Here is a 23353-nt window from a genome sequence, read left to right as displayed (position 1 = left end):
CCCGTCGCTCAACGGGTGACCCCGAAGCGCGCCCGCGATTCCTCCGCATTCAGGTCGAGGCCGAAGCCGGGAGAGCCCATGGCGAAGCTGTCCGCCTTGGCCAGCGGCCCGACCTCCACCGGATCGAAGCCCGCATCCTTGACGAGTTGGGAAGCGATCGCGAGCGCCGCGGGATCGTCGCCGGCGATGGGGATCGCCATGCGTCCGCCTTGGCGATGGGCGTTCTTGGCGAAGATCTTGTAATTGGCCGCGTTGAAGGCCCGGACGATCTTCGCCCCGTTCAGATATTTGGCCGAGACCGCCGCGATGCCGTTGGCCTGGACCTCGCCATAGACCTCGCCGTCACGGGCCTGGGTCGCGTTGCCGGCATCGATCACCACCTTGCCCTTGAGCGCTGCGGCATGGTCCTGCGCCAGCTGCGGATAAGCCTTGTAGGGCACCGCGATGAGGATGACGTCGCCGAACGCGATGGCCTCGGCCGGGCTGCCCGCCCTCGCCTTCGGTCCGAGCGCCTCGACGAGACCCTTCAGCTCCTCGGGGTGGCGCGACGACAGCATCACCTCGTGGCCGGCTTTCGCCCAGAGGCCACCGATCGTGCCGCCGATATTACCGGCCCCGACAATGCCGATGCGGACCGGCTGCGGTGCAGCCTGGGCCGAGGCGGGACAGGGTGATGCCAGCAGGCTCGAAGCGGCGAGAAAGCCGCCTGCGAGAGCGATGACGGCACGGCGGTTGAGGACATCAGAGCGCGTCGACATAGGCCTCCATTCGGGTTCGCTGGGCGGCATCGGGCAACCGGCCGCGTGCCGCGCCGAGATTGTCCTCGACATAGGCCGTCTTGGCCATGCCGGGGATCGGGCAGGTGACGGCCTCGTGGGCGAGAACGTATTTCAGGAAGAATTGCGGCCAGCTCGCGCAGTCGAACTCCGCCGTCCAGGGCGGCAGGTCTCGTCCCTGCACGGCCTTGAACAGGCGGTCGCGCCCGAAGGGCACGTTCACCATCACCGCCATGCCGCGCTCTTTCGCCAGCGGCAGGATGCGTTCGGCGGCGCGGCGGTCGTCGAGGGCGTAATTGACCTGGATGAAATCCATCCTCTCGCGGCGCATCACCGCCTCGAGATCCGCGAACTGGCTGTCTCGCCAGACCGTGACGCCGATGTAGCGGATCTTCTTTTCGGCCTTGAGCTCACGCAACGTGGCGAGGTTCATTGCCGTATCGCTGAGGTTGTGGACCGCCACGAGGTCGATCCTGTCGGTCGCCATGCGGCGGAAGGATCGTGCGATCTCGGCCGCGCCGGCCTCGCGGCCCGGTGTCCCGACCTTGCTGCAGAGGAACACTTTCTCGCGCAGACCGTCCTGGGACAGGATCTTGCCGAGGACGTCCTCGGCCGTGCCGTAGCTCGGCGCCGTGTCGATGACCGAGCCGCCGAGCGCCACGAACCGCTGCACCGCCTCACGCAGGGGCGCGATCTTTTCGGGGACCGGCTCGACCTCGTAGCGGCGCGAGGTGCCGATCCCCATGGCGGGGAGCGTTTCGCCGGAGGACGGGATGGCGCGGCGGATGAGACCGCCCTCCTCCGCATGGGCCGGGGACGTGGCGCGCTGCAGCAGCGGCACGATCAGGGGAGCCAGGCCGGCACCGGCCAGGAACGCACGTCGGGATGGATGCATGCGGGCTCGGTCCTCATCCGGGGAACGGGGAGGGTCAACTCTGCTGCGCCGCCAAGGTGCCAACGGATCAGGAAACAGCCGTCAGCTTGTCGGCCATGGACTGTTCCTTGTCCCGCCGCGACGAGAAGGCCATGGTAAAGAAGACCCGCTGAACGCCGAGCTGGCTCAGCTTCTCTTCGCAGAGTTCGATGAGCCGGCAGATGTCGGCGAGCTCGCCCTCGATATTCGTGCCGTTGGCATGCATCTCGGCGTTGAGGTGGCTGGTCTCGAGGATGGTCTTGATCTCCTTCACGTAGGAGGAGACCGAGGGGCCGACCCCCATGGGGACGATGCACAGATCCGCGACGACTTTCATGACGGTTCTCCTTGGCAATGCGGGCAAACGGGATGGCCGATCCCAATGGTCCTAGAGGCGTCTCGACGGCCTGCGTCGCCAGCGCCCAGGGGGGCGATGGGAACGGCCGGGCGCCCGGTCCGTTGATGGGCATACCTCACAACAGGATGTTTCGAATGCGCAAGCTCGCACTCCTCTCGGCCGCGGCCGTCAGCCTCGGTGCCCTCCTCGCGGCGGCACCTGCGGAAGCCCGTGGTTGGGGCCATGGCGGCGGATACGGTCATGGTGGCTTCGGCGGCCACGGTGGATACGGTCATCGCGGCGGTTATGGCCGTTACAGCGGTGGTTACGGTCGCTACGGCGGCGGCTACGGTCGTGGTTACGGATATGGCCGTCGCGGCATCGGTCCTGGTGCCGCCATCGGCCTCGGCGTCGCTGGCTTGGCTGCCGGAGCCATCGCGGCCGGAGCCTATAACGGTGGTTACGGCTACGACGGTTACGGCTATGGCCGCCCCGTCGGCTATTACGGCGGTTACGCTCCCGCGCCGGCCTATGGCTACGGATACGGTGGTTACTACGGCTACTGAGCCGAAACCGTATGAGGAAACGAAGGGGTCGCCGCGAGGCGGCCCTTTTTGCATGCGCTTATCGCTGTCGCCTGTTCCGAGCCATTCCGGCTCATGAAACAGCGACGGATCTGAAGCACACCGTCTCCGCCCCGATGCGGCGCGATCAGGGTGGTGCGAAGATCGTGATGTTGCTGTTGATCTGGTAGGCCGCCGTCGGCGGCGTATTGACGAAGCGCAGGCGGATGGGGCTTTCGCCCAGGATGGCTCCGAAGGACGGCGTCACCGTCATGGGAAAACAACGGTTCACGGCATCCCTCGCTGCCTCCTCGAACCGTTTTCTGGCGTCCTGATCGCCCTGGAGGCGGCGCGCCGTGACGAGAGGTGCACCACGTAGCTCACCCGTCTTGCTGATGCCGAACAGGAACGCGATCAGCGATCCCCTGGTATCCGGCGGGACCGACCAGCAGGACGCAAGCGTCGCGCGAAGGTCCGCCCAGTTGTTTACCGCAACTGCCGGTGACGGAGACTGAGCGAAGACGGTGGTCGTCATCGTCATGGACAATCCGCCGAGCATCGCCGCGCCGAAACGGCACGCGATGACAAACCGGCGGATCGGTTCATGTTTCATGGTGGTCAGTCTAACCGCCACTTCGGCCCGGAGCAAAACGGCGCCCATCTGCCCGCTTTGCGACTACCGGGCTCGCCCTTTCGTTGGCGCGTTCGGCCTCACCGCCTCTTCGAGACGTGGAAGATGGCAAAGCCCGCCAGTGCCGCGAGGCCCAGCGCGAGCGGCCGGTTGTTGTGGAAGGCGCCGAGCGCACGTGAGCCCGCATCGCGAAGATCGCCGACCACGGGGTTGCCCTGAAGGATGTTCTGAGCGCGCTCCAGATTCTCAGTCCTCGTGCTGATGGACACTTCGAATTCGTCGCCGTGGCGTTCGATATCCACGCTGTTGCGGGCGAACCCGGCACGTGCCAACCGCTCCCTTGCCGAGCGAGCCGCCCGGAGAGACGGGACGATAACCGAAGCTAAAGCGCTGTCAGACATTCATTTCCTCCAATTTGGATGGACGAACATCTTTGAAGGCTCATCGGTTCCTTGACGAAGACCGCATTCGTTTTGCGCTCCCGGCGTACGACGTCAGTGCACTGCTTGACCCGAGGGCAAGTTCAGGCTGCGTCCGTCGTGCCGGCACAGATTCCGAGGCCGTGGGCGAAGCCGGACACAGGGGCCCGGCTCGCTGTGGACGGCGTCAGGCCATAGTCCAAGTGAGGAGCATGATCCCACTGAGAAAGATTCCGTAGGTGATCGCGATGGCGGCGATCTCGCGGTGTTCGTTGACGATGTTGCGGGAAGCGAGGATCATGGCAATGACCGGCAAGGGTTGGATGCCGGCTCTATAGTCGAAGGATTTCTAACGTGTGGTCGTCATGAATGGTTAATATGATTTTAACCATTCGGTGTCGCCCGCCGGACACACCCTTCGATGTGCCGGTTCGCATCGATGACTTAGATCGGCCATGCAGGACGCATCGCCCCGGTTACGACGGGATCGACGGCTTCACCGGAGCCAGCCGGAGCAGAGCCTCCTTGTCGACCAGAAGGGCGGCGGCGATTTCATCGAGAGCGATGTGCTCGACGTCGCTGATCCCCTCGTGATCGGCGGCATCGGCCGCGATCAGGAACACCCCGTTTCGTTGATCGATGGACCTGTCGGCGATGGCGGCCACGCGGCTCAGATTGTCCGCCCGCCCGACGCGGGTCCGGGCCCGCGCGATCCCGTCGAACAGTTCCGCCTCCAGCATCAGCGTATCGTATCCCTTCTCGATGATGGGATTCGCCCGCATGGCCGCGAGTGCGACCTCGACCTCCGCCTCGTCCACCTCACTGTCGGCCACGATGACGTTCGAGGCTGCGGATACGGCCGCATACATCAGCGTCTTGTCGCCGACATAGGCGGTGACGCGTTCGAGCAGGTTCTGAAAAATGCCCATCAGGGACTCCTTGGGGCGGTCCGGCCGAGGGCCGCGAACGGGCAACGCTCGAACCTGCCATTCGGAATCGTATGCAAAGTTCGCACGCCGAACGCACGAGCTTTCTTAGGCCGGCAGGCGGTGACGTCATCGCATGGCAGTGCCTGTGTCATCGGTGCCGCCACTCATCGTCGGTGTCGTGGCACGGCAATGCGAGCGGTCGAGGGAATTCGCGACGCCGGTCGGTCTCGCCGAACCGGGCCCTCAGCCTCGATACGCCATGTCGGGCGATCCACGGCGTCGCCCGCTGCTGAGGTTTAGGCGAGGTTCGATCGACGGATGGGGATGATGCGGAACCGGAACTAACCTCCATCCGACCTCCGAACCGGCGGAGGCCATCCCCTTCGGTGAACGGCGCTCTACATTCCGCATCGCCGGCTCGGAACGCGCGGGAAGGCAAGGGCGGGACTCCGGGCATTTGGCCCTGGGCACCACGGCTTCGATATGTGCTCGCAGAACCGTCGAAGAAACGGATGGAGAAGAGATGAGTTTACAAGGCCAAGCGATCGCTGATCTCTGGGATCAGACCTTCAATAAGGGCGACACCGCCGCATTGGGAAAGCTCTACAGCGAAGAGGGAAAGGTGATCCCGGCGGGGGGCTCGCCCGTCCAGGGAGCGGACAAGATTTCCGCTTTCTTCGCCGACCTGCAGGCGAAGGGATTCAAGGACCATAAGATCACGGTCCAGGACACCACGCAGAGGGGCGAGACCGTCATCCTCACCGGGCTCTGGCAGCTGACCGGACCGGGAGAGGGAGGTCAGTCCCAGAGCTATGGGGGCAATTGGGTGAATGTTCTGGAGCCTCATGGCGATGGTTGGCGCGCTCTGCTCCACACTTGGAACTGAGTGACACCTGGAACTGAGCGACATCTGGAACTGAACCATCCTCGGTTCGCCGGGCCAGCATCCCGGCCCGGCCCACATCCCGTTTCGAGGGATGAGCCTATACGGACCCGCCGGGTCATAACCGGTCCCATCGCCTCTATCGGGGCAAAACGGAGGAACACGTCATGGACGAGGATCGCTTCAACATCGAACTGCGCAAGTTCCTGAAGGAAGTCGGAGTGACGTCGCAGCGTGAGATTGAGCGTGTGGCCCGTGAGGGTCAGGTGCCGGGCGGGTCTTTGAAGCTTCGCATGACTCTCACGGCCGAGAACGCGCGGCTGGAGCACGTGGTCGAGCGCACGATCTCACTGGGCGAAGATCCGGGCACGACACGCTGACCTGTCACGATCAGCGGCCTGCCTCCTTCGACACCTCCATGAACAGGCGGGTCGCGAGGTAGAGCCGCGGCGTGATGCTGGCGAGGACCGCGAACTCGTCCGTGCTGTGATAGCGGCCCCCGACGATGCCGAGGGATTCGAGGATAGCGGGTTTCGCCGGGCTGTCCGGCTGGAAGGCGTAGCCCGCATCCGTCCCCCCGCCGATCTCCGCCAGCATGAGCTCGGCACCCATTTCGGCATAGATGGCGCGCGCGCGTTCCCCGAGGGCCTTCGTCCCCGGATTGCTCGGCAGCGGCGGGCGGCCTTTGGCGAGATCGAAGGTCACCTGCGTATCGGGAACGCGATGCGATTCGGCGATCTTCCGTCCCTCGGACAGGACGCGGTCGTACTCGCTCGGCACGAAGTAGCGCATGTCGCCCTCCGCCTTGGCGTCATCGGGAATGATGTTCGGCTTGGTGCCGCCGTGGACCACGGTCCAGTGCAGGCTCGTCCCCTTGGCTGGGTCTCCGAGATCCTGAAGCTGGAGGACCTGGTGGGAGAGTTCGACCACCGCGTTGCGTCCGGCTTCCGGCGCGCCGCCGGCATGGGAGGCACGGCCTTTCACGGTGAGGCTCGCGTAGTTGATGCCCTTCGTCGCCACGGTGACGGCATCGACGCCGGCTTCGGCGAAGGAGGGTTCGAACGACAGGACCACGTCCTGATCGCGGGCGATCCTGGCGATCTCGTCGCGCGACCCACGCGAGCCGCGCTCCTCATCGGGATTGAAGACCACCGTGAGGGTACCATAACCGTCGAACCGCAAGGTCTCCAGGATGGAAAGGAGGTGCAGGATCATCGCGATGCCGCCCTTCGCATCGGCGACACCCGGTCCATAAGCGCGGCCGTCGCGCTCGGTATAGGGGCGCTTGGCAGCGTCGCCCGTGCCGAACACGGTGTCGTAATGCACCAGCAGCATGATCTTGCGCGTGCCGCTGCCCGATCGCGTACCGATCACCGTGTTTCCGCCGAAGACGGGGGCGTTGCGGGTGCTGACTGCGAGTCCCGAGGCTTCGAGGCGGGCCTTCAGGAGCACTTCGACCTTGGACAGGCCGGACACGTCGCCGGTGCCGCTATCGAGATCGACCAACCCCTTCAGCGTCTCGCGATACGGGCCGTCCTGCGCCTTCACCGCTGCGAGCACGGTGTCATCCGGAGCGGACCGGGCGGCGAGCGGCGCCAGCGCCATGAGGACGGCGAGGGCCAGAGACGCGGTCGTACGCATGGAAATCCTTCTCGTCGGAGGCCAACGCAGCGAGCCACGATCTATCCGGCTCGTGGCCTGCCCGTCCCGGAGTTTCTCGCATCGATCGTCACAGAACCGTAGAGACCGCTCCGACGCAAGGATCGCGCGGCTTGCGGGCGAACCGGCCGGGTTTGGGCCGGGTCGCCAGGCGTGCCCCTTGTTCGGACCGTCGTCGCGCGCTCCGGCTGATACGGCCTATGCGGACGGCACGTGAGCGATGCGGACGTTGTTCGTCGTACCGGCCACGGCGAAAGGGATGCCGGCGGTGATGACGACGAGATCCGTGGGCTTGGCGAAGCCCTCTTTCACGGCTTGGTCGATGGCGCCCGCCACCATCTCCTCGTAGGTGGTGACCTCCGCGGCCTGGACGCTGTGCGCGCCCCAGAGCAGGCAGAGCCGGCGCGAGGTCTCGAGGTCCGGCGTGAGCGCCAGGATCGGCACCTCCGGGCGCCGGCGTGCGATGCGCGCGGCGGTGGTTCCGCTGAGCGTGTAGGCCACGATGGCGGCGGCGTTCACCGCATCGGCGAGGCTGGCCGTCGCAGAGGCGATGGCATGAGGTGGCGTTTCCTCCTCTTCGGGGTCCGAGGCGGTGATGAGCGAGCGGTAGAGCTTGTGCGTCTCAGTGCGATGGATGATCCGGGCCATCATTTCCACGGTCTCCACGGGAAATTTTCCCGTGGCGGATTCCGCCGAGAGCATCACCGCATCCGCCCCGTCATAGATCGCGGTGGCGACGTCCGAGGCTTCGGCCCGGGTCGGTGTCGGGGCCGAGACCATCGAATCGAGCATCTGGGTCGCCACCACCACGGGCTTCACCGCGAGGCGGCAGGCGCGGATCAGCTCCTTCTGGCGCCCCGGAACGTCCTCCTGCGGGATCTCCACGCCAAGGTCGCCGCGCGCCACCATCACGGCGTCCGAGAGGCGGATGATGTCGTCGATGCGCTCCAGGGCCTGGGGCTTCTCCACCTTGGTCATGATGCCGGCCCGGTCGCCGATCAGCCCGCGCGCCTCGATCACGTCGGAGGGCTTCTGCACGAAGGAGAGCGCGACCCAGTCGACGCCGAGCTCCAGCCCGAAGGCGAGGTCGGCCCGGTCCTTGGCGGTGAGCGGCGAGACGTCCAGCAGCGTGCCGGGGAGGTTGACGCCCTTGCGGTTCGAGAGGGTGCCGCCGATCACTACCTCGGCGATGATGCTGTCGCGGGTGAGGCCGGTGACACGCACCCGCACGCGACCGTCGTCGATGAGCAGGTCCTGCCCCGGCGCGACGGCGGCGAAGATCTCCGGGTGCGGAAGGGGGATGGCGTCGCGCCCGCCTTCGGCGCCATCGAGGACGAAGCGGAGGCTCTCACCCGGGACCACGTCGAGGCGGCCGCCGGCGAGTGTTCCCAGGCGGATCTTGGGGCCCTGGAGATCCTGCAGAATGCCGATGGGCCGGCCCACCTCGTGCTCGAGCGCGCGGATCGCGGCATGGACCACCGCGTGGTCGGCCTGCGTGCCGTGGCTGAAATTGAGGCGGAAGGTGTCGACGCCCGCCAGGAACAGCCGGCGCAGCATCTCGGGCGACGCGCTGGCGGGGCCGACGGTGGCGACGATCTTGGCGTGACGGAAGCGGCGCATGAACGATTCGGCCGCGAGCGACCGCCTTCTCGGAACGGGGTTCGGACGCTCAGGATCGCATGGAAACCGCCTGGGTCGAGAGTGGGGCCGGGCCATTGCCTCGGCGGACGGTGGACCTCATGCGGCCAGCCCCATGAAGGCGCGCATCGGCGAGGGGTCGCGGCGAAGGTCGGCTGCCGATCCTTCATAGACGACGTGGCCGTTGTTGAAGCCGTAGACCCGCTGGGCGAAGCTGAGCACCGCGGCCACGTTCTGCTCCACCACGACGATCGTCCGGCCCTCCTGGGCGAGGCGGCGCGTGAGGGCGATCAGGTCCTGCACGATCAGCGGCGCGAGGCCCTCGAACGGTTCGTCGAGGAGGATGATCCGGGGGTCGCGGATGAGTGCTCGGGCGATCGACAGCATCTGCTGCTCGCCGCCCGACAAGGTCCGGCCCCGCGACGTCCGGCGCTCCTTCAGGCGCGGGAAGACTTCCCAGACCCGGTCGAGGGACCAGCCCTTCGGTGCGGTGAGGCGGGCGACGCGCAGGTTCTCCTCCACCGTGAGGGTGCCGAAGATGGCGCGTTCTTCGGGCACGAGCTGCATGCCGACCCGCGCGATCTTCTCGGGTGGTAATCCCTGGATCTGTTTGCCATCGAGGCGGATCGTGCCGCTACGTGGGGAGAGGGCGCCCATCAGGGTCCGGAGCGTCGTGGTCTTGCCGGCCCCGTTGCGGCCGAGCAGGGCCACGACCTCGTTCTCCTCGACCCGGAGCGAGACGTCGAAGAGGACGTGCGAATCCCCATAGAGGGTGTTGATGCCCTCGACCTCAAGCAGGCTCATGCGTGGCTCCCAGGATCGTGGTCCCCTCGCCGGAGGCTTCATCCGGGGCAGCACCCAGATAGGCCTTCTGCACCGCCGGGTCGCGGCGCACGGTCTCGGCGGGCCCGTCCGCGAGAAGGCGCCCTTCGCTCAGGACGGTGATTCGCTCGGCGAGATCGAAGACGGCATCGAGGTCGTGCTCGACGAGGAGGATCGTGCAGGAACGACCGATCCGCCTGATGAGTGCGCAGGTCGCGACGCGTTCCGAGGGGCTCATGCCGGCCAGTGGCTCGTCGAGGAGGAGAACGTTGGGGCTGGTGGCCAAGGCCATGCCGATCTCGAGCCGGCGCTTCTCGCCATAGGCGAGGATGCCGACGCGCGTCTCGGCCCGCATCCCGAGATCGAGGATGCTCAGCATGGTCTCGACCTGCGCCTCCACCTCCGCCCGGCTCGTGGCTGGGGCGAGAAGGTCGAGACGGAATCGCCCGCGAGCCCTGGCGAGGGCCGCCACCCGCAGGTTCTCCCGTACGGAGAGGTTGAGAAAGAGCTGGTTGAGCTGGTTGCTCTTGGCGACGCCGCGCTGCGTCGCCTCCGTCACGCCCGCCCCCGTGAGCCGCTCGCCGAACAGCAGGACCGATCCCGCGCTTGGGGTCACCTCGTCGGAGAGCATCTTGAAGAGCGTGCTCTTGCCGGCGCCGTTCGGGCCGATCACCGCATGGATCGAGCCGCGCCGGACCTGGAAACTCACGCCGTCCACGGCCTTGAGGCCCCCGTAATGTCGGGCGAGCCCTCGAGCTTCCAATGCGATCTCCGCATGGGCGGTGCGACCGTTCACTGCCGGTCGTGGCATGGGCAGCGCGACCTCGGCCGGGATTTCCGGCGCGACGATACCTCCCGAAGCGATGGCGTCCTCGATCGCCTCCGTGCGTGCCTTCGCGGCGCGGAGGCGGATCGCCTCGCCGCGCTGTTGCCAGCGATGCAGGATCTCTCCGCAGATGCCGCGCCGCAGGCCCATCACCAAGCCGATGAAGGCTACGCCCAGGATCAGCTTCCAGAGGGAGCCGAAGCCCGGAATGAGCTGGAGGTTGTCGCGCAGCCACAGCCAGAGCACGGCGCCCACGAGGGGCCCCACGAGCGTTCCGACCCCGCCCACGATGGTCTGCACCACCAGCTGGCCCGAGGTCTCCAGCGCGAAGGCGTCCGGCGGCATGTAGCTCTGGAAGGAACCCAGCATCGCGCCGGCAAGGCCCGCATAGAGGGCCGCGATGGTGAAGGCCGCGAGCTTGTAGGCCGGCACGTCGTGGCCGAGCATGGCCACGCGCGGGGTGTTCTCCTTGATCGCTTTCAGGATGAGCCCGACCGGCGAGTGCACGATGCGCCGGGCCAGAATGAAGCCGAGGAAGAAGGTCGCCGCGAGGAGCGCGTACATGGGTAGGCCGGCGGTGATCCTGACGGCCCCTGCCCCGAAGCCGAGCACCGGCACGGGAACCCCCGCGATGCCGTTCTCACCGCCGGTATAGTCGGAGAGCGGCGAGTTCTGGATGAAATAGGCCATCTGCCCGAAGGCCAGGGTGATCATGGCAAAGTAGATGCCGATGCGTCGCACGGCGAGCCAGCCGACCGCGAGGCCGAACAGGCCGGCCGCCAGCGTGCCGATCAGGAAGGCGAGCCAGACACTCTGGATCAGACCCGAGACCAGCAGATAGGCGGCGACGAACCCGCCTGCCCCGTAGAAGGCCGCTTGGCCGAAGGAGAGCAGGCCGGCGAGCCCGAACAGGATGTCGAGGCCAAGGCCGAACAGCGCCCAGTTGAGCGCCCGCGACAGCAGGTCGTGCGAGAAGCCGAGCGGCGGCAGGAGGATCGGCGCGGTGAGGAGGACGACGAGGAGGGCGAGTTCGGGCCAGGCTCTCTGCAGCGGACGGACGCCCATCAGACCCGGCCCTCCGTGCCGAACAGCCCTTGCGGCCGCGCCACCAGGACGAGGGCCATCAGGCCGTAGAGCATCACCTCCGAATAGGCGGAGTTGAAGGCACTGGTCAGGCTGATGATTTCGCCGGCGATCAGGCCGCCGACGATGGCGCCGGGGAAGGAGCCGAGGCCCCCCAGCACGATCACCACGAAGGACTGAACCATGAAGCTCGCGCCCATGTCGGGCGTGACCGCGACGACGGGGGCGTAGAGCATGCCGGCGAGGCCGACGGCGACGATGCCCACCGCGAAGACGAACAGGAAGGTGCGTCGCACGTCGATGCCGAGGATGCCGACCATGCCGGCATTCTCGATGCCGGCCCGCACGACCAGTCCCACCGAGGTTCGGTACAGGACGAGGTAGAGGCCCACCAGCAGCGCCGCGATGATGCCGATCAGCTGGAGACGGTAGGTCGGGTAGACCAGAAAGCCGAGCTTCGTCGCGCCGGTACCCCAGGAGGGGACCGGCACCCGCTGGCTGTTGCCGCCGAACCAGGTCCGCAAGGCTTCCACCAGCACCATGCCGATCCCGTAGGTGACGAGGATCTGGTCCTCGTCCGGCCGGGCATAGAAATGGCGGATGATGAGCCGCTCCATGGCAAAGCCGATGATGAGCATCACGGCGCAGCCGCCGAGCAGGGCGAGCACGAAGGAGTGCGTCGCCTGCATCATCACGAAGGCGGTGTAGGCGCCCACCGCGAACAATGCGCCATGGGCGAAGTTGAGCACGCCCAGCGTGCCCAGGATGATGGTGAGCCCGCTGGAGACCAGCGCCAGCAGGCTGCCGAGGGCGAGGCCGTTGAAGGCCTGGGAAAGGAGGACGGCGGTGCTCGGCATGGTCGTGTGCCTCAGGTGTAGGGGCCGAGCTTGCACCCGAACAGGTCGGGCGGGTTCATCACCGTCTCGCCGTCGACGAGATCGACGACTTCGTAGAAATCTTCCGGGCCCTTCATGGCCGAAGGCGCCTTGCCGCGCAGGATCGGGATCGGCCGGACCATCTGGTGGTCCTCTGCCCTGTAATAGACGCGGCCGATCGTGGTCTCGTAGGGCTGGGACTTCGAGCCCTCCATCACCTTGATGATGTCGACAGGGTTGAACCCCCCTGCCCGCTCCACCGAGAGTGCCCAGAGGTAGGTCTGCATGTAGGCGATGTGGGCGCCCCAGCGCGGACGGTACTTGTTTCGGGCAAAGAACGCCTCCACGAAGGTCTTGGCCAGGGGATAGCGGTCCTCCAGCGTCCACCAGAAGTCGCAGGAACCGTAGACGCCCTGCATCAGCTCGGGCCCCACCTCCTTGTCCTGGAAGGAGGAGAGGTTGGGCACCACGAGCTTCATGCTGGAGAGGACGCCGAACTGTTCGGCCTGCTTCGTGGAGGCCACCGCGTCGGACCCGAAGCAGATGTTGACGAAGACATCGGCGCCGCTGTTGGCGATGTTGAGAAGCGCCGAGCTGTAATCGGCCGTGCCCAGGGGCACCGTCTCCTTCAGCACCTGTGTCCAGCCCTGCTCCTTCGAGAATTTTGAGAAGGAATCGTAGACCGTCTGGCCATAGGTATAGTCGGGGACGAGGAAGGCGGCCTTGAGGTTCTTGCCCAATGCCTTCGCGACGACGGGCGCGAGGGCCTTGGCGGCCATGTAGGCGTTCTGCTGCGAGCGGAAGCCGTAGCGTTGGCAGTTCTTGCCGGTGACGTCGTTCGAGCCGGCGATGCCGACCATGTAGAGGACCTTGTCGCGGCTCGCGAGCTCTTCCAGGGCGATGGCCTCGGCGCTGCTGACGGAGCCCTGAAACATGATGGCTTTGTCGCGCTGGATGAACTGGGTCGCGGCCTGGACCGCGACGTTGGGCTTGCCCTCGGTGTCGGCGATCTTGTGGCGGATCTGGCGCCCGAGGACGCCCTTGCCCTTGAGGCCCCAGGCAGCGGGGATCTCGCCGCCCGCGTTGATCTGCGCGATGGCCAGCTCATAGCCGAGCTTGAGGTCGCTGCCGTCGCCGGAGAACACCCCGGTCAACGGCATGTTGAGGCCCACGAACACCGAATCCGTGCCCACCCCCTCCGGAAAGGTGCCGATCTGGGCGGGGCTCTGGGCGCGGGCACCGCGCAGGTCCGGCAGCATCAGGCCGGCGGCACCGGCGAGGAGGAGCGTGCGACGATCGAGCATCAGGGGTCTCTCCGGTCTGGCTTCGAGGGGGCTGTTCGGGTGCTCTAAGGTTTCTGTGCTTGGGACTCGGTCGGGATCAGGAATGCAGGGGCGTGTCGGCTTGGCGTCAGCAAGTCACGCGCCGGTCGCCACAGGCGGCAGCGGCTCGGGCGCAAGCGCCGGACCGTCCCGGAACTGTGCGGGCGCGAGCCGCTGGCGGTTCACGGCGAGGTCGAAGACGTCGAAGCGGTTGTAGTAGCCCACCACGTCGTGGAACTGCTTGGGCTCGACGCAGGCGTTGAGGTCGATCTCAGCGTAGAGAATCCCCTCCTCCTGCAGCGCCTCGCCGATCTGCGTGCCGGTCGGATCGACGAAGAACGAGGCGGCGCGCGGCGTTCCGTCGAGCACCTCGGCGGCGCCCGGATCGCGCGCCGCCAGGAAGTCGTAGGCGTCCCGGTCCAGCACGCCGGCCGTGACCAGTCCGAAGGCCTTGGCCTCGAAGCAATGGGCACTGGCGCGCAGGCGGTTGGCGGCGAGGTTGTCGTAATTGCCGCCGCCCTGCGGCCGACGTGTCGGCCAGACCGGAGGCCAGGACGAGATGTGGAACTGCTCGCCCTGCGCCATCAGGGCATAGCGGGCGAGCGGGTTGGTGTTTTCGCCGCAGATGAGCTGGCCGATGCGGCCGATCCCCGTCTCCACCACTTTAAGCCCAGCCCCGTCGCCCGAGGCCCAGATGAGCTTCTCGTAATAGGTCGGCATCAGCTTGCGGTGGTGGTTGAGGATCGTGCCATCCTCCCCGATGAAAAGGTTTGCGTTCCAAAGGCAGCCCACGCTGGCGGGCGAGCGCTCGCTGATGCCGATCGATACGAAGATGCCCGCTGCCCGCGCCGCCTGCCGGATCCGCGCGATCTCCGGTCCGTCGACGAGGACTGATTGCTCCGCCATGCGGGCGAACAGATCGTGGTTGTCGATGGGAGCCGAGAGGGCGGCCCAGACCGGAAAGGCCGGGATGAAGGTCTCGGGAAAGGCGACCAGCGCGGCGCCGGCCCGGGCCGCTTCTTCGATCAGGGCGACCGCCTTGGCGGTGGTCGCGGCGGCATCGAGGAAGACGGGTGCTGCGTGAATTGCTGCGGCCTTGAACCGTGGAAGCATCGGGGTTTCCCTTTCCACGCCGAAGTTACGTGGTGGAATCGGCTTGCGAAGCGGGCAATTCTGCAAGGCGCCTTGCAGGATGTCTCCGGGATGATGTCCGGGCCGGCGCACAGGGGCGACTGGCGCACATCTTGCGCCCGCTTCGACCATGCAGACCTTCGATCTCCTGGACTGGAACGACATCAAGGTCTTCCTGGGAGCGGCCCGTGGCGGGAGTCTCGCCGCCGCGGCCAAGCGCCTGAAGGTCGACCAATCCACTGTGAGCCGGAGGCTGGCGAACCTGGAGAGTGTCCTCGGCCTCGCACTCTTCGAGCGCGTGCCGTCGGGGCTCCGTCTCAGCGATATGGGGCAGCGCATGCTCCAGCATGCCGAGCAGGTCGAGAGCGCGGTCATCTCCCTCCGGCACGAGGATCATTCCGGCGATGGCCGTATCGGGGGGCGCGTACGGCTCGCCACGATGGAAGGCATTGCCTCCCTGTACCTCGCCGAGCGCCTCTCGAGCTTGAGAGACCGCCACCCCGACTTGATGATCGACCTCGTGACCTCGGCTCAGACCGTCTACGTCAACCGTCGCGAGGCCGACCTCTTCCTCAGCTTCTTCAAGCCACCGGGGAGAGGGTTGGTCTCGGAGCAGATCGGAGCGTTCCGGCTTGGCCTGTATGCGGCGCCGAGCTACCTCGCGCGGCATGGATGCCCCGTCGATCTATGGGCGCTGAAGGAGCACCGCTTCGTCTCTTACGTCGAGGATCTCATACAGGTCGATTGCGTCCGCTGGCTGGACGACGTGCTCGACGAGCCCCGGACGGTGTTCCGTTCCACCAGCATGATCGCACAGAAGAGCGCGGCACTCGGAGGGCTCGGCCTCGTTCTGCTGCCGAGCTTTGCGGTGACGGCCCGTGACGACCTCGTTCCGGTTCTGCACGGGAGTGCCTTCACGACCCGGGAACTCTGGCTGAACGTTCACGCAGATCTTCAATTCGTGCCCCGCATCCGGGCCGTCATGGCCTTCCTGAAGAGCACGATTACAGCGGATGCGCAGTTTCGGGTGTCGGCGGACGATGCCGCTCCACCGGCGGTTCGCCATGTCGGGGAACCGCCGCGGAAGCGCGTTCCAAGTGTTCAACCGCGATGCGAGACAGTGCATTCTGCATGATCGTCGGGCGGTCACCCGCCTGCGCGCTGGAGGCCTGCGGGCGCTTCTCTGCGGGGCCGCTCAATTCACGAGCCCGTCCGCGTCGCGCCGCTGCTGATGGGCGGCGGTGATCTTCTTCATGAGCCGGATCAGTGTCGCCTGCTCCTCTTCCGAAAGGGGTTCGAGCGTCGCGTCATGGGCCTGACGCGCGGCCGTCTCCATCTGCCCCAGCAGGGCACGGCCTGCCTGGGTCAGGCGACAGCGTTGAGAACGCCGATCGGTCGGCGAAGCAGAGCGTTCGACGTATCCGCGTAGCTCCAGGCGTTTGAGGGCGCCGGTCGTCGTCGTTCTGTCCAAGGCGACCGCGTTGGCCAAGGTTGTCTGGTCGGCTTCCTCACGTTCTGCCAGTAGAGAGAGCAGGCTGTACTGCAGGGGAGTGACGCGGAAAGCGCCACAACGCTCTGAAAATAGGCTGACATGGATCTGATGCAGCCGCCGCATCAGAAAGCCCGGCCGTTCCGGCAGGAGCCAGGGCGTTCCGAGGGGCTGAAGAGCCTCCGGTGAGGGCGCCGCATCCGCTTCAGCCAGCCCGCTTTCGTTCATCTGCGTCCCGTCTCCCGCTCCCGATCCGAAGCCCGGACGGTTCCTGGCACGTAACATGCCTAGGCAGATATACGAAGCATACTTCGCATTTCCCTGGTCACGTCCGTGCGAGGCAAGGCGAAGGCCGACGCGCGACGATGGAGGAGACGGAATGGACGCTGGTCGCTACGACATGCTGCTGTGCGGCGGACGGGTCATCTGCCCGGCCTCGGGCATCGATGGCATCAAGGACGTCGCCATCCGCGACGGGCGGATCGCCGCCGTCGAGGACAGCATAATACCGTCCGCCGCCACCGAGGTGGTGAACGTCTCCGGCAAGCTCGTCCTGCCGGGGATGATCGACACCCACGGGCACGTCTACCAATACGTCACCGGACGGTTCGGACTGCCGCCGGACATGGTCGGCGTGCGCTCGGGCGTGACCACGGTGATCGACCAGGGCGGCGCGTCCTGCATGACCCTGCCGGGCTTCCGCCACTTCATCGCGGAGAGGGCCGAGACCCGGATCTACGCGTTCCTTTCCGCCTATCTGGTCGGGGGCCTCGAAGGTCACTTCTACCCGAACCTCTACAGCCCGGACGGGGTCGACATCGACGCCACGGTGAAGTCGGCGGTGGAGAACCGCGACCTCGTGCGCGGCATCAAGGGTCATGCAGAGATCGGGGGCTTCGCCCGTTGGGGCATCAAGGTGATGGAGATGGCGGCCGAGATCAGCCGCCGGGCCGACCTGCCGCTCTACGTGCATTTCGGCCAGCTCTGGGGCCTGCCCGAGAACGGCGCCAATGGCGAGGACGCCAACACCATCATGGAGCGGGTGATCCCGCTGCTGCGTCCCGGGGATTTCCTCGCCCACCCGTTCACCCGGCATCCCGGCGGCTTTATCAACGAGGAGGGCGTCGTCCACCCGATCATCCGGGCGGCGATGGATGCGGGCCTCCGGGTCGATGTCGGGCATGGCAGCCACTTCTCCTATCGGGTCGCCCGCGCCTCCCTGCCGGCGGGCGTCGTGCCCTACACGCTGGGCGCCGACATGCACGGCTACAACACCGAGGTGCCTCGGCCGGCGGGCACGCCCGACGAGCACCACGATGACGAGAACCACCCCTTCCTGGGCCAAGCCCGCTTCAGCCTGACCCAGGCCATGAGCTCGATGATGGCGCTCGGCCTCAGCCTCGAACAGGTCGTCCCCATGGTGACGAAGCATCCGGCCGAGATGCTGGGCCTGTCCGACCGGATCGGTGCCCTGACGCCGGGCTTCGCCGCCGACGTCTCGGTGCTGCACGACCATCGCGGCCGGTTCCTCCTGCGCGACAACGAGGACACCCAGGTCATCGCCCAGCGCCTGCTGCAGCCGGCCTTCTGCCTGCGCGCCGGCCGCCGCTTCGACGCCGACTCGCCGATCCTGCCCAGCGCCATCGCGGCCTGACCCCGGTATCCCAGGAGACGACCGCATGAGGGCCGATCCGTCCCCGCTGCTGCCCGACCCCCGGCACGATTGGTCCTGCCTCGACCTGGCAGCGCGCGATGCCGCCTACGACAACAACGCGGCGGTGCCCGATGCCGCCGCCCAGGCCGCGGCGCGCAACGCGGCCTCCGCCGCCTACCGCGCTGCGCATCCGGGCGCCCTCGACATCCCCTATGCGTCCGCGCCCCGCACGGCCCTCGACCTCTATCCGGCGACAAACCCGGCGGCGCCCTGCCTCGTCTTCATCCATGGCGGCTATTGGCAGCGCAATTCTCGTGACCTGTTCGCCTGCTTCGCCGAAGGCCCCGCCGCTGCTGGCTGGTCCGTGGCGATGCCGGGCCACACCCTCGCCCCCGAGGCGAGCCCGACGCAAATCGTCGAGGAGATCGGCCTGGCCCTCGACTGGCTGGCCGAGCACGGGCCGGCGCATGGCCTCAGTGGTCCGCTGGTCCTCGCCGGCTGGTCGGCGGGGGCGCATCTCGCGGCGATGCAGCTCCATCACCCGGCCGTGGTGGCGGGGCTCGCGATTTCGGGAGTCTACGAACTCGGGCCCATCCGTGACACCGGGCTGAACCAGGCCCTCTCCCTTACCGACGCTGAGGTCGCGGCCTTGTCGCCGCTGCGCCTGCCGGTGGTGGGGAAACCCCTGGCCATCGCCTACGGCACGGCCGAGCGCCCGGCCCTCGTCCACGACGCCCGCGACTTCCACACCCTGCGTAGCGCCCACCACGCGCCGGGGCCGCTCGTCCCCGTGGCGGGGGCCGAGCACTTCTCGATCTTGAACGAACTGCGTCGTCCCGGCGGCGTGCTGGTGCGCGCCGCCATCGATCTCATCGAGGGGAGACACGCATGAGCGACGCGATCCTGCTCACCGAGGGCGTCGGCGCACGCCTGCCCCGCAAGGAAGACGACCGCCTGATGCGCGGGCGCGGACACTATGTCGGCGACCTGCGCCTGCCCGGCCTGCAGGACGTCGCCTTCGTGCGCAGCCCCCTGGCGCATGCCCGTATCCGGGCGATCCACGTACCGGAGGCGTTTCGCCACCACGTGTTCACGGCGGCCGACCTCGCGGACGTGCAGCCGATCCGGGCCGTTTCGGGGCTCGCCGGTTTCAAGGTCTCCGAGCAGCCGGTCCTTGCCAAGGACAAGGTCCGGCAGGTCGGTGAATTGCTGGCGATCTGCCTCGCGCCGACGCGAGCGCAAGCCGAGGACATCGCCGCCGCCATCGTCCTCGACCTCGAAGAGCTTCCAGCCGTGCACGACATGCTCGCCGCCCGCGAGCCCGGCTCCGCCCTGGTCCACGAGCATTGGGGCGACAACGTCTTCCTGGAGACCCTGGTCGACGTGAACTTCGCCGCGGCGCTCGATGCCCCGATCAAGGTCTCGCGGACCATCTCCACCGGACGCCAGTGCATGGCGCCCATCGAGGGGCGGGGCACGGTGGTGCATCTCGACCACCGCATGGATCAGCTCGTGGTCCACACGGCGAGCCAGATGCCGCATATCGTGCGCAACGGCCTCTCCGAATGTCTCGGGATCGAGCAGGGGCGCCTGCGCATCGTCTCGCCCGATGTCGGCGGCGGCTTCGGCTACAAGGCGATCCTGCTCGCCGAGGATGTCTGCCTCGCCTGGCTGGCGCTCCGCGTCGGCCACCCCGTGCGCTGGCTGGAAGACCGGCGCGAACACCTCACCGCCAACGCGAATTGCCGCGAGCACCATTACCGCATCACCGCCTATGCGGAGCGGGACGGCACCCTCCGGGGCATCGATTGCGAGGCCACCGTCGATTCCGGGGCCTATTCGGCCTACCCGTTCTCCGCCTGCCTTGAGGCCGCGCAGGTGGCGAGCATCCTGCCCGGCCCTTACGACTTCCCGGCCTATCGCTGCCGGACCTGGTCGGTCGCCACCAACAAGTGCCCGATCCTGCCCTATCGCGGCGTCGCCCGGACCGGCGTGTGTTTCGCCATGGAGCTCATCCTCGACGCGGTGGCGGCCGAGGCCGGCCTCGAGCCCTGGACGGTGCGCGAGAAGAACCTCGTGCGGGCCGAGCAGATGCCCTTCGACAACATCACCGCCAAGCATTTCGACAGCGGCGACTACCCGCAGGCGCTGAGACGCGCCCTGAAAGCCATCGATGTCGACGCCGTACGGGCGCGCCAGCGGATTCCCGAGCCCGACGGGCGCCGCATCGGCCTGGGGCTTTCGATCTATTGCGAGCAGGCGGCCCACGGCACCTCGGTCTATTCCGGCTGGGGCATCCCCATGGTGCCGGGCCACGAGCAGGCGGGTGCGCGCCTCACCCCCGATGGCGGCCTCGAACTCCGGATCGGTGCCCATTCGCACGGGCAGGGATTGGAGACGACCCTGGCGCAGGTGGCGCACGAGATCCTCGGCGTTCCGGTGGCCCGCACGCGCCTCGTCCATGGCGACACCGCGATGACGCCGTATTCCACGGGCTCCTGGGGCTCGCGCGTGATGGTGATGGCCGGCGGCGCCGTGGCGGCGGCCTGCCGCGAACTCAGCTTGCGGGCGCTCCGCATCGGGGCGCACCTGCTCCAGGCCGACCCGGCGGACTGCCGTTTCGAGGCGGGCCGCGTCGTCGGTCCCTCGGGCGATGTCGGCCTCGCGCAGATCGCCCACACCTGGTACCGGCGCCCGCAGGATTTGAGCCTGGACGTGAATCCGGGCGGCCTCGAAGTCACCGCCGGTTATAAGCCGCAACGCGATTCCGGCACCTTCTCGTACGCGGCCCACGCGGCCCTCGTCGCCGTGGACCCCGATCTCGGGGCGGTGGAAATCCTCGACTACGTCATCGTCGAGGATGGCGGCACCCTGGTGAACCCGCTGGTGGTGGACGGCCAGATCTATGGCGGCCTCGCGCAGGGGATCGGTACGGCCCTCTACGAGGAGATGCGCTTCGATTCCCGGGGCCAGCCGCTGGCCTCCACCTTCGCCGACTACCTCCTGCCGGGGCCGGCGGAGGTGCCCGAACCCCGCATCGACCACATGGAGACCCCCTCCCCCTACACGCAGTTCGGCGTGAAGGGGATCGGCGAGGGCGGGGCCATCGCGCCCCCGGCCGCGCTCGCCAACGCCATCAACGACGCCCTGCGTCCCCTCGGTGTGGCGATGCTGCATGCGCCGGTGAGCCAGCACCGCATCGTCGAGGCCGTGCTGGAGGCTCGCGACGCGGCCTCTGCCCGCAGCCGGGAGGCCGTATGAAGCCCGCCCGCTTCGCCTATGAGCGCCCCGGCGATCTGTCCGCCCTGCTCGCCCGGCTCGCCACCGCCGAGGGCAGCGTGAAGCTGATGGCCGGGGGGCAATCCCTCGGACCGATGCTGAACCTGCGCCTCGTCGAACCCGACCTCGTCCTCGACATCACGGGCATCCCCGAGCTGCGTCGGGCCTCGGTCGAAGGCGAGACCCTGGTGCTCGGCGCCTGCATCACCCATGCGGATATCGAGGACGGGCGCGTCCCCGACCTCACGGGCGGCGCCATGGCGCGGGTGGCGATGGCCATCGCCTACCGGCCGGTGCGCAATCGCGGCACGATCGGCGGCTCCCTCGTCCATGCCGATCCGGCCGCAGACTGGGTCACGTCGCTGATCGCGCTCGGCGCCGAGGTCGAACTGGCCTCGACATCCGGTCGCCGCCGGCTGGCCCTGGAGGACTTCGTCACCGGCGCCCTCGACGTGGCCCTGGCGCCCGGCGAAATGCTGATCGCCGTGCGGATTCCCGCCCTCCCTCCCGGCACTGCCTGGGGCTACGTCAAGCATTGCTCCAAGATCGGCGAGTTCGCCCACGCCATCGGGGCCGTACGGATCGAGCCCCATGCCGGGCGCGGTCGTGTGGTGATCGGCGCCATCGAGCGTGCGCCCCTCGTGATCCCGGACGCATCCGACCTGTTCGGCGGCCGGATCGGTCCCGACTTCGCCGAACGCTTCGATGCCCGGGCCGCCGATGCGCGCCTGCGCGAGGCCGGGATGACCGACGCCGTCGACCGCCACGTCCACGTCACCGTGCTGGGCCGCGCCATCGCGCAGGCGGCCGCCGCGCCGCCCTCCCTCACACCTACTGTCAGCGAGGCCGCATGAGCACCGCCGCGTCAGCCCTTCGCGACGACTGCCTGCCGCTAAACTTCACCGTGAACGGTCGTGCGCGCAGCCTGCGGGCCGAGCCGCGCACGCATCTCGGCGACGTCCTGCGCGACACCCTCGACCTGACCGGGACCCATCTCGGCTGCGAGCACGGAATCTGTGGCGCCTGCACGGTGCTGCTCGACGGCGAGCCGGCGCGGGCCTGCCTGACCGTTTCGGGGGCCTGCGCGGGGGCCGACATCACCACCATCGAAGGCCTCGACGACGACCCGATCGCCGGTGAATTGCGCGCCGCCTTCAACCGTGAGCACGCCCTCCAGTGCGGCTACTGCACGCCCGGCATGCTCATCGCCGCCCGTGATCTCGTCCTGCGCCTGCCGGACGCCGACGAGCGCCGCATCCGCGCCGGCCTCTCGGGCAACCTGTGCCGCTGCACCGGTTATGTCGGCATCGTCCGCGCGGTGCGCAGCGTCATCGCCGAGCGTCGCGCCCGCGGTATCGGGCCGACGACCGGCGGACAGCGCGGCCTCGGCCCCGTCGGCGCGCGCCTCGGCACGTCGTCCGGCACCGCATCGGAGGCGGCCCGCACGCCCCTGCGCCCCGTTGCACAGGCCGAGGCCGCGCCGTCGATCGCCGATCTCGACGGCGATTTCGTGCCGGCCCACCGGTTCGACCAGTCCTTCACCGTGGCGCACCCGCCCGACACCGTCTTCGCTCTGTTCGGCGACGTCGAGGCCGTGGCCGCCTGCCTGCCCGGCGCCATGCTGACGGGCCAGCCGAACCCGGACGCGGTCGAGGGCGCGCTTCAGGTGCGGATCGGGCCGATCGCCGCGCGCTTTCGCGGCCGCGCCCGGATCTTTCGCGATGAGGCGGCCCGCACGGGACGCATCCTCGGTGCCGGCAGCGACGCAGGCGGACGCTCCGCCACGCAGGGCGAGATCCGCTACCGCGTCGGATCGGGCGAAGCTCTCGGTACCGCCCGGATCGATCTCGCCGTCGGCTACACCCTCAAGGGGCCGCTGGCGCAGTTCGGGCGGCCGGGGCTCGTGCGCGACCTCGCCGGACGCCTCGGGGCCGACTTCGCCGCGAACCTCGAAGCCCGCCTCTCCGGTGCGCCGGCCCCGGCTTCCACGGGCCTCAACCCCCTGCGCCTGCTCCTCACGATGCTGACGACTTCCCTGCGCCGGCGCCTCGCCGCATGGGGCCGCCGTCCCTGACCGTCGCCTCCCCCCGCGATCCTGCCCGCGATCCTGCTCAAGACCGGAGA

Annotated in this window: 23 protein-coding genes; 9 read left to right on the top strand and 14 right to left on the bottom strand. The window is 67.9% G+C overall.

Annotated elements, in window-relative coordinates; all coding sequences use genetic code 11:
* Window positions 1–8 precede the first annotated feature (8 nt).
* From AC0IXR_RS13770 to AC0IXR_RS13760, 3 genes are all read right to left on the bottom strand, one after another.
* Entirely contained in the window at window positions 9–758 is a 750-nt protein-coding gene (locus tag AC0IXR_RS13770; protein WP_471761120.1) for an NADPH-dependent F420 reductase, read from the bottom strand.
* Window positions 742–1671, bottom strand: coding sequence for an aldo/keto reductase (locus AC0IXR_RS13765; RefSeq protein WP_471761119.1), 930 nt, complete (start codon window positions 1669–1671; stop codon window positions 742–744). Before AC0IXR_RS13765 ends, AC0IXR_RS13770 begins: the two co-directional genes overlap by 17 nt.
* 67 nt (window positions 1672–1738) lie before the next feature.
* Entirely contained in the window at window positions 1739–2026 is a 288-nt protein-coding gene (locus AC0IXR_RS13760; protein WP_056434053.1) for an MTH1187 family thiamine-binding protein, read from the bottom strand.
* A gap of 155 nt (window positions 2027–2181) precedes the next feature.
* Between AC0IXR_RS13760 and AC0IXR_RS13755 the strand changes: the two genes are divergently transcribed.
* Window positions 2182–2592: a hypothetical protein gene (locus tag AC0IXR_RS13755; protein ID WP_056434050.1), complete on the top strand. Its 411-nt coding sequence runs from the start codon at window positions 2182–2184 to the stop codon at window positions 2590–2592.
* Window positions 2593–2737: 145 nt separating this feature from the next.
* Here the strand turns inward: AC0IXR_RS13755 and AC0IXR_RS13750 are convergent, their stop codons facing one another.
* The 3 genes from AC0IXR_RS13750 to AC0IXR_RS13740 all read right to left on the bottom strand — a co-directional run bounded on the left by AC0IXR_RS13750 (window position 2738) and on the right by AC0IXR_RS13740 (window position 4568).
* On the bottom strand, window positions 2738–3202 hold the full coding sequence (locus tag AC0IXR_RS13750) for a hypothetical protein (protein WP_461235745.1): 465 nt from the start codon (window positions 3200–3202) through the stop codon (window positions 2738–2740).
* Window positions 3203–3300: 98 nt separating this feature from the next.
* Window positions 3301–3621, bottom strand: a complete 321-nt coding sequence (locus tag AC0IXR_RS13745; protein ID WP_471761118.1) for a hypothetical protein — start codon at window positions 3619–3621, stop codon at window positions 3301–3303.
* 494 nt (window positions 3622–4115) lie between these two features.
* Window positions 4116–4568, bottom strand: a complete 453-nt coding sequence (locus AC0IXR_RS13740; RefSeq protein WP_056434039.1) for a tellurite resistance TerB family protein — start codon at window positions 4566–4568, stop codon at window positions 4116–4118.
* 523 nt (window positions 4569–5091) lie between these two features.
* On the opposite strand from AC0IXR_RS13740, the gene AC0IXR_RS13735 reads away from it, so the two are divergent.
* Complete coding sequence (locus AC0IXR_RS13735; protein ID WP_471761117.1) at window positions 5092–5454, top strand: YybH family protein; 363 nt, start codon at window positions 5092–5094, stop codon at window positions 5452–5454.
* 164 nt (window positions 5455–5618) lie between these two features.
* Window positions 5619–5831 carry a DUF6494 family protein gene (locus AC0IXR_RS13730; RefSeq protein WP_471761116.1) on the top strand — a complete coding sequence of 71 codons (213 nt, stop codon included), beginning with the start codon at window positions 5619–5621 and terminating at the stop codon, window positions 5829–5831.
* Window positions 5832–5841: 10 nt separating this feature from the next.
* Here AC0IXR_RS13730 and AC0IXR_RS13725 read toward each other — a convergent pair whose 3' ends face one another.
* The 7 genes from AC0IXR_RS13725 to AC0IXR_RS13695 all read right to left on the bottom strand — a co-directional run bounded on the left by AC0IXR_RS13725 (window position 5842) and on the right by AC0IXR_RS13695 (window position 14789).
* Complete coding sequence (locus AC0IXR_RS13725; RefSeq protein WP_471761114.1) at window positions 5842–7092, bottom strand: glutamate carboxypeptidase; 1251 nt, start codon at window positions 7090–7092, stop codon at window positions 5842–5844.
* Between the two features lie 216 nt (window positions 7093–7308).
* On the bottom strand, window positions 7309–8730 hold the full coding sequence (pyk, locus tag AC0IXR_RS13720) for a pyruvate kinase (protein WP_471761112.1): 1422 nt from the start codon (window positions 8728–8730) through the stop codon (window positions 7309–7311).
* A gap of 117 nt (window positions 8731–8847) precedes the next feature.
* A complete protein-coding gene (locus AC0IXR_RS13715; RefSeq protein WP_056434019.1) occupies window positions 8848–9552 on the bottom strand; it encodes an ABC transporter ATP-binding protein in 705 nt (234 codons plus the stop codon).
* On the bottom strand, window positions 9539–11461 hold the full coding sequence (locus tag AC0IXR_RS13710) for a branched-chain amino acid ABC transporter ATP-binding protein/permease (RefSeq protein ID WP_471761111.1): 1923 nt from the start codon (window positions 11459–11461) through the stop codon (window positions 9539–9541). The genes AC0IXR_RS13715 and AC0IXR_RS13710 overlap by 14 nt, the downstream gene beginning before the upstream one ends.
* Window positions 11461–12336: a branched-chain amino acid ABC transporter permease gene (locus AC0IXR_RS13705; RefSeq protein WP_056434011.1), complete on the bottom strand. Its 876-nt coding sequence runs from the start codon at window positions 12334–12336 to the stop codon at window positions 11461–11463. The genes AC0IXR_RS13710 and AC0IXR_RS13705 overlap by 1 nt, the downstream gene beginning before the upstream one ends.
* 11 nt (window positions 12337–12347) lie before the next feature.
* Complete coding sequence (locus tag AC0IXR_RS13700; RefSeq protein ID WP_156467937.1) at window positions 12348–13661, bottom strand: substrate-binding protein; 1314 nt, start codon at window positions 13659–13661, stop codon at window positions 12348–12350.
* Window positions 13662–13772: 111 nt separating this feature from the next.
* Window positions 13773–14789 carry a carbon-nitrogen hydrolase family protein gene (locus AC0IXR_RS13695; RefSeq protein WP_311274441.1) on the bottom strand — a complete coding sequence of 339 codons (1017 nt, stop codon included), beginning with the start codon at window positions 14787–14789 and terminating at the stop codon, window positions 13773–13775.
* 148 nt (window positions 14790–14937) lie between these two features.
* On the opposite strand from AC0IXR_RS13695, the gene AC0IXR_RS13690 reads away from it, so the two are divergent.
* Window positions 14938–15942 (top strand): LysR family transcriptional regulator, encoded by a 1005-nt coding sequence (locus AC0IXR_RS13690; RefSeq protein ID WP_082470081.1) that lies wholly within the window; start codon window positions 14938–14940, stop codon window positions 15940–15942.
* Window positions 15943–16002: 60 nt separating this feature from the next.
* On the opposite strand, the gene AC0IXR_RS13685 is transcribed toward AC0IXR_RS13690, so the two are convergent.
* Window positions 16003–16524 carry a MarR family winged helix-turn-helix transcriptional regulator gene (locus AC0IXR_RS13685; protein ID WP_419951184.1) on the bottom strand — a complete coding sequence of 174 codons (522 nt, stop codon included), beginning with the start codon at window positions 16522–16524 and terminating at the stop codon, window positions 16003–16005.
* 151 nt (window positions 16525–16675) lie between these two features.
* On the opposite strand from AC0IXR_RS13685, the gene AC0IXR_RS13680 reads away from it, so the two are divergent.
* The 5 genes from AC0IXR_RS13680 to AC0IXR_RS13660 are packed head-to-tail and all read left to right on the top strand — an operon-like array spanning window position 16676 to window position 23303.
* Window positions 16676–17950 carry an amidohydrolase/deacetylase family metallohydrolase gene (locus AC0IXR_RS13680; protein ID WP_471761109.1) on the top strand — a complete coding sequence of 425 codons (1275 nt, stop codon included), beginning with the start codon at window positions 16676–16678 and terminating at the stop codon, window positions 17948–17950.
* Window positions 17951–17975: 25 nt separating this feature from the next.
* The gene (locus AC0IXR_RS13675) at window positions 17976–18842 is read left to right on the top strand and encodes an alpha/beta hydrolase (RefSeq protein ID WP_471761108.1); all 867 of its coding nucleotides are present in this window, start codon (window positions 17976–17978) and stop codon (window positions 18840–18842) included.
* Complete coding sequence (locus AC0IXR_RS13670) at window positions 18839–21211, top strand: xanthine dehydrogenase family protein molybdopterin-binding subunit (RefSeq protein ID WP_471761107.1); 2373 nt, start codon at window positions 18839–18841, stop codon at window positions 21209–21211. Before AC0IXR_RS13675 ends, AC0IXR_RS13670 begins: the two co-directional genes overlap by 4 nt.
* Window positions 21208–22083, top strand: coding sequence for an FAD binding domain-containing protein (locus AC0IXR_RS13665; protein WP_471761105.1), 876 nt, complete (start codon window positions 21208–21210; stop codon window positions 22081–22083). The genes AC0IXR_RS13670 and AC0IXR_RS13665 overlap by 4 nt, the downstream gene beginning before the upstream one ends.
* Window positions 22080–23303 carry a xanthine dehydrogenase family Fe-S subunit gene (locus tag AC0IXR_RS13660; RefSeq protein ID WP_471761104.1) on the top strand — a complete coding sequence of 408 codons (1224 nt, stop codon included), beginning with the start codon at window positions 22080–22082 and terminating at the stop codon, window positions 23301–23303. Before AC0IXR_RS13665 ends, AC0IXR_RS13660 begins: the two co-directional genes overlap by 4 nt.
* Window positions 23304–23353: the final 50 nt, after the last annotated feature.

It is taken from the genome of Methylobacterium sp. AC832, assembly GCF_979256025.1.
This window is presented reverse-complemented; position numbering and strand designations above follow the sequence as displayed.

What these genes read in the sequence shown, in the direction of transcription:
- AC0IXR_RS13730 (WP_471761116.1), top strand. Translation starts at nt 5,619, where the DNA reads ATGGACGAGGATCGCTTCAACATCGAACTGCGCAAGTTCCTGAAGGAA.
- AC0IXR_RS13670 (WP_471761107.1), top strand. Translation starts at nt 18,839, where the DNA reads ATGAGCGACGCGATCCTGCTCACCGAGGGCGTCGGCGCACGCCTGCCC.
- AC0IXR_RS13675 (WP_471761108.1), top strand. Translation starts at nt 17,976, where the DNA reads ATGAGGGCCGATCCGTCCCCGCTGCTGCCCGACCCCCGGCACGATTGG.
- pyk (WP_471761112.1), bottom strand. Translation starts at nt 8,730, where the DNA reads ATGCGCCGCTTCCGTCACGCCAAGATCGTCGCCACCGTCGGCCCCGCC.
- AC0IXR_RS13705 (WP_056434011.1), bottom strand. Translation starts at nt 12,336, where the DNA reads ATGCCGAGCACCGCCGTCCTCCTTTCCCAGGCCTTCAACGGCCTCGCC.
- AC0IXR_RS13725 (WP_471761114.1), bottom strand. Translation starts at nt 7,092, where the DNA reads ATGCGTACGACCGCGTCTCTGGCCCTCGCCGTCCTCATGGCGCTGGCG.
- AC0IXR_RS13770 (WP_471761120.1), bottom strand. Translation starts at nt 758, where the DNA reads ATGTCGACGCGCTCTGATGTCCTCAACCGCCGTGCCGTCATCGCTCTC.
- AC0IXR_RS13735 (WP_471761117.1), top strand. Translation starts at nt 5,092, where the DNA reads ATGAGTTTACAAGGCCAAGCGATCGCTGATCTCTGGGATCAGACCTTC.
- AC0IXR_RS13710 (WP_471761111.1), bottom strand. Translation starts at nt 11,461, where the DNA reads ATGGGCGTCCGTCCGCTGCAGAGAGCCTGGCCCGAACTCGCCCTCCTC.
- AC0IXR_RS13750 (WP_461235745.1), bottom strand. Translation starts at nt 3,202, where the DNA reads ATGAAACATGAACCGATCCGCCGGTTTGTCATCGCGTGCCGTTTCGGC.
- AC0IXR_RS13690 (WP_082470081.1), top strand. Translation starts at nt 14,938, where the DNA reads ATGCAGACCTTCGATCTCCTGGACTGGAACGACATCAAGGTCTTCCTG.
- AC0IXR_RS13665 (WP_471761105.1), top strand. Translation starts at nt 21,208, where the DNA reads ATGAAGCCCGCCCGCTTCGCCTATGAGCGCCCCGGCGATCTGTCCGCC.
- AC0IXR_RS13660 (WP_471761104.1), top strand. Translation starts at nt 22,080, where the DNA reads ATGAGCACCGCCGCGTCAGCCCTTCGCGACGACTGCCTGCCGCTAAAC.
- AC0IXR_RS13745 (WP_471761118.1), bottom strand. Translation starts at nt 3,621, where the DNA reads ATGTCTGACAGCGCTTTAGCTTCGGTTATCGTCCCGTCTCTCCGGGCG.
- AC0IXR_RS13695 (WP_311274441.1), bottom strand. Translation starts at nt 14,789, where the DNA reads ATGCTTCCACGGTTCAAGGCCGCAGCAATTCACGCAGCACCCGTCTTC.
- AC0IXR_RS13685 (WP_419951184.1), bottom strand. Translation starts at nt 16,524, where the DNA reads ATGAACGAAAGCGGGCTGGCTGAAGCGGATGCGGCGCCCTCACCGGAG.
- AC0IXR_RS13765 (WP_471761119.1), bottom strand. Translation starts at nt 1,671, where the DNA reads ATGCATCCATCCCGACGTGCGTTCCTGGCCGGTGCCGGCCTGGCTCCC.
- AC0IXR_RS13760 (WP_056434053.1), bottom strand. Translation starts at nt 2,026, where the DNA reads ATGAAAGTCGTCGCGGATCTGTGCATCGTCCCCATGGGGGTCGGCCCC.
- AC0IXR_RS13715 (WP_056434019.1), bottom strand. Translation starts at nt 9,552, where the DNA reads ATGAGCCTGCTTGAGGTCGAGGGCATCAACACCCTCTATGGGGATTCG.
- AC0IXR_RS13755 (WP_056434050.1), top strand. Translation starts at nt 2,182, where the DNA reads ATGCGCAAGCTCGCACTCCTCTCGGCCGCGGCCGTCAGCCTCGGTGCC.
- AC0IXR_RS13680 (WP_471761109.1), top strand. Translation starts at nt 16,676, where the DNA reads ATGGACGCTGGTCGCTACGACATGCTGCTGTGCGGCGGACGGGTCATC.
- AC0IXR_RS13740 (WP_056434039.1), bottom strand. Translation starts at nt 4,568, where the DNA reads ATGGGCATTTTTCAGAACCTGCTCGAACGCGTCACCGCCTATGTCGGC.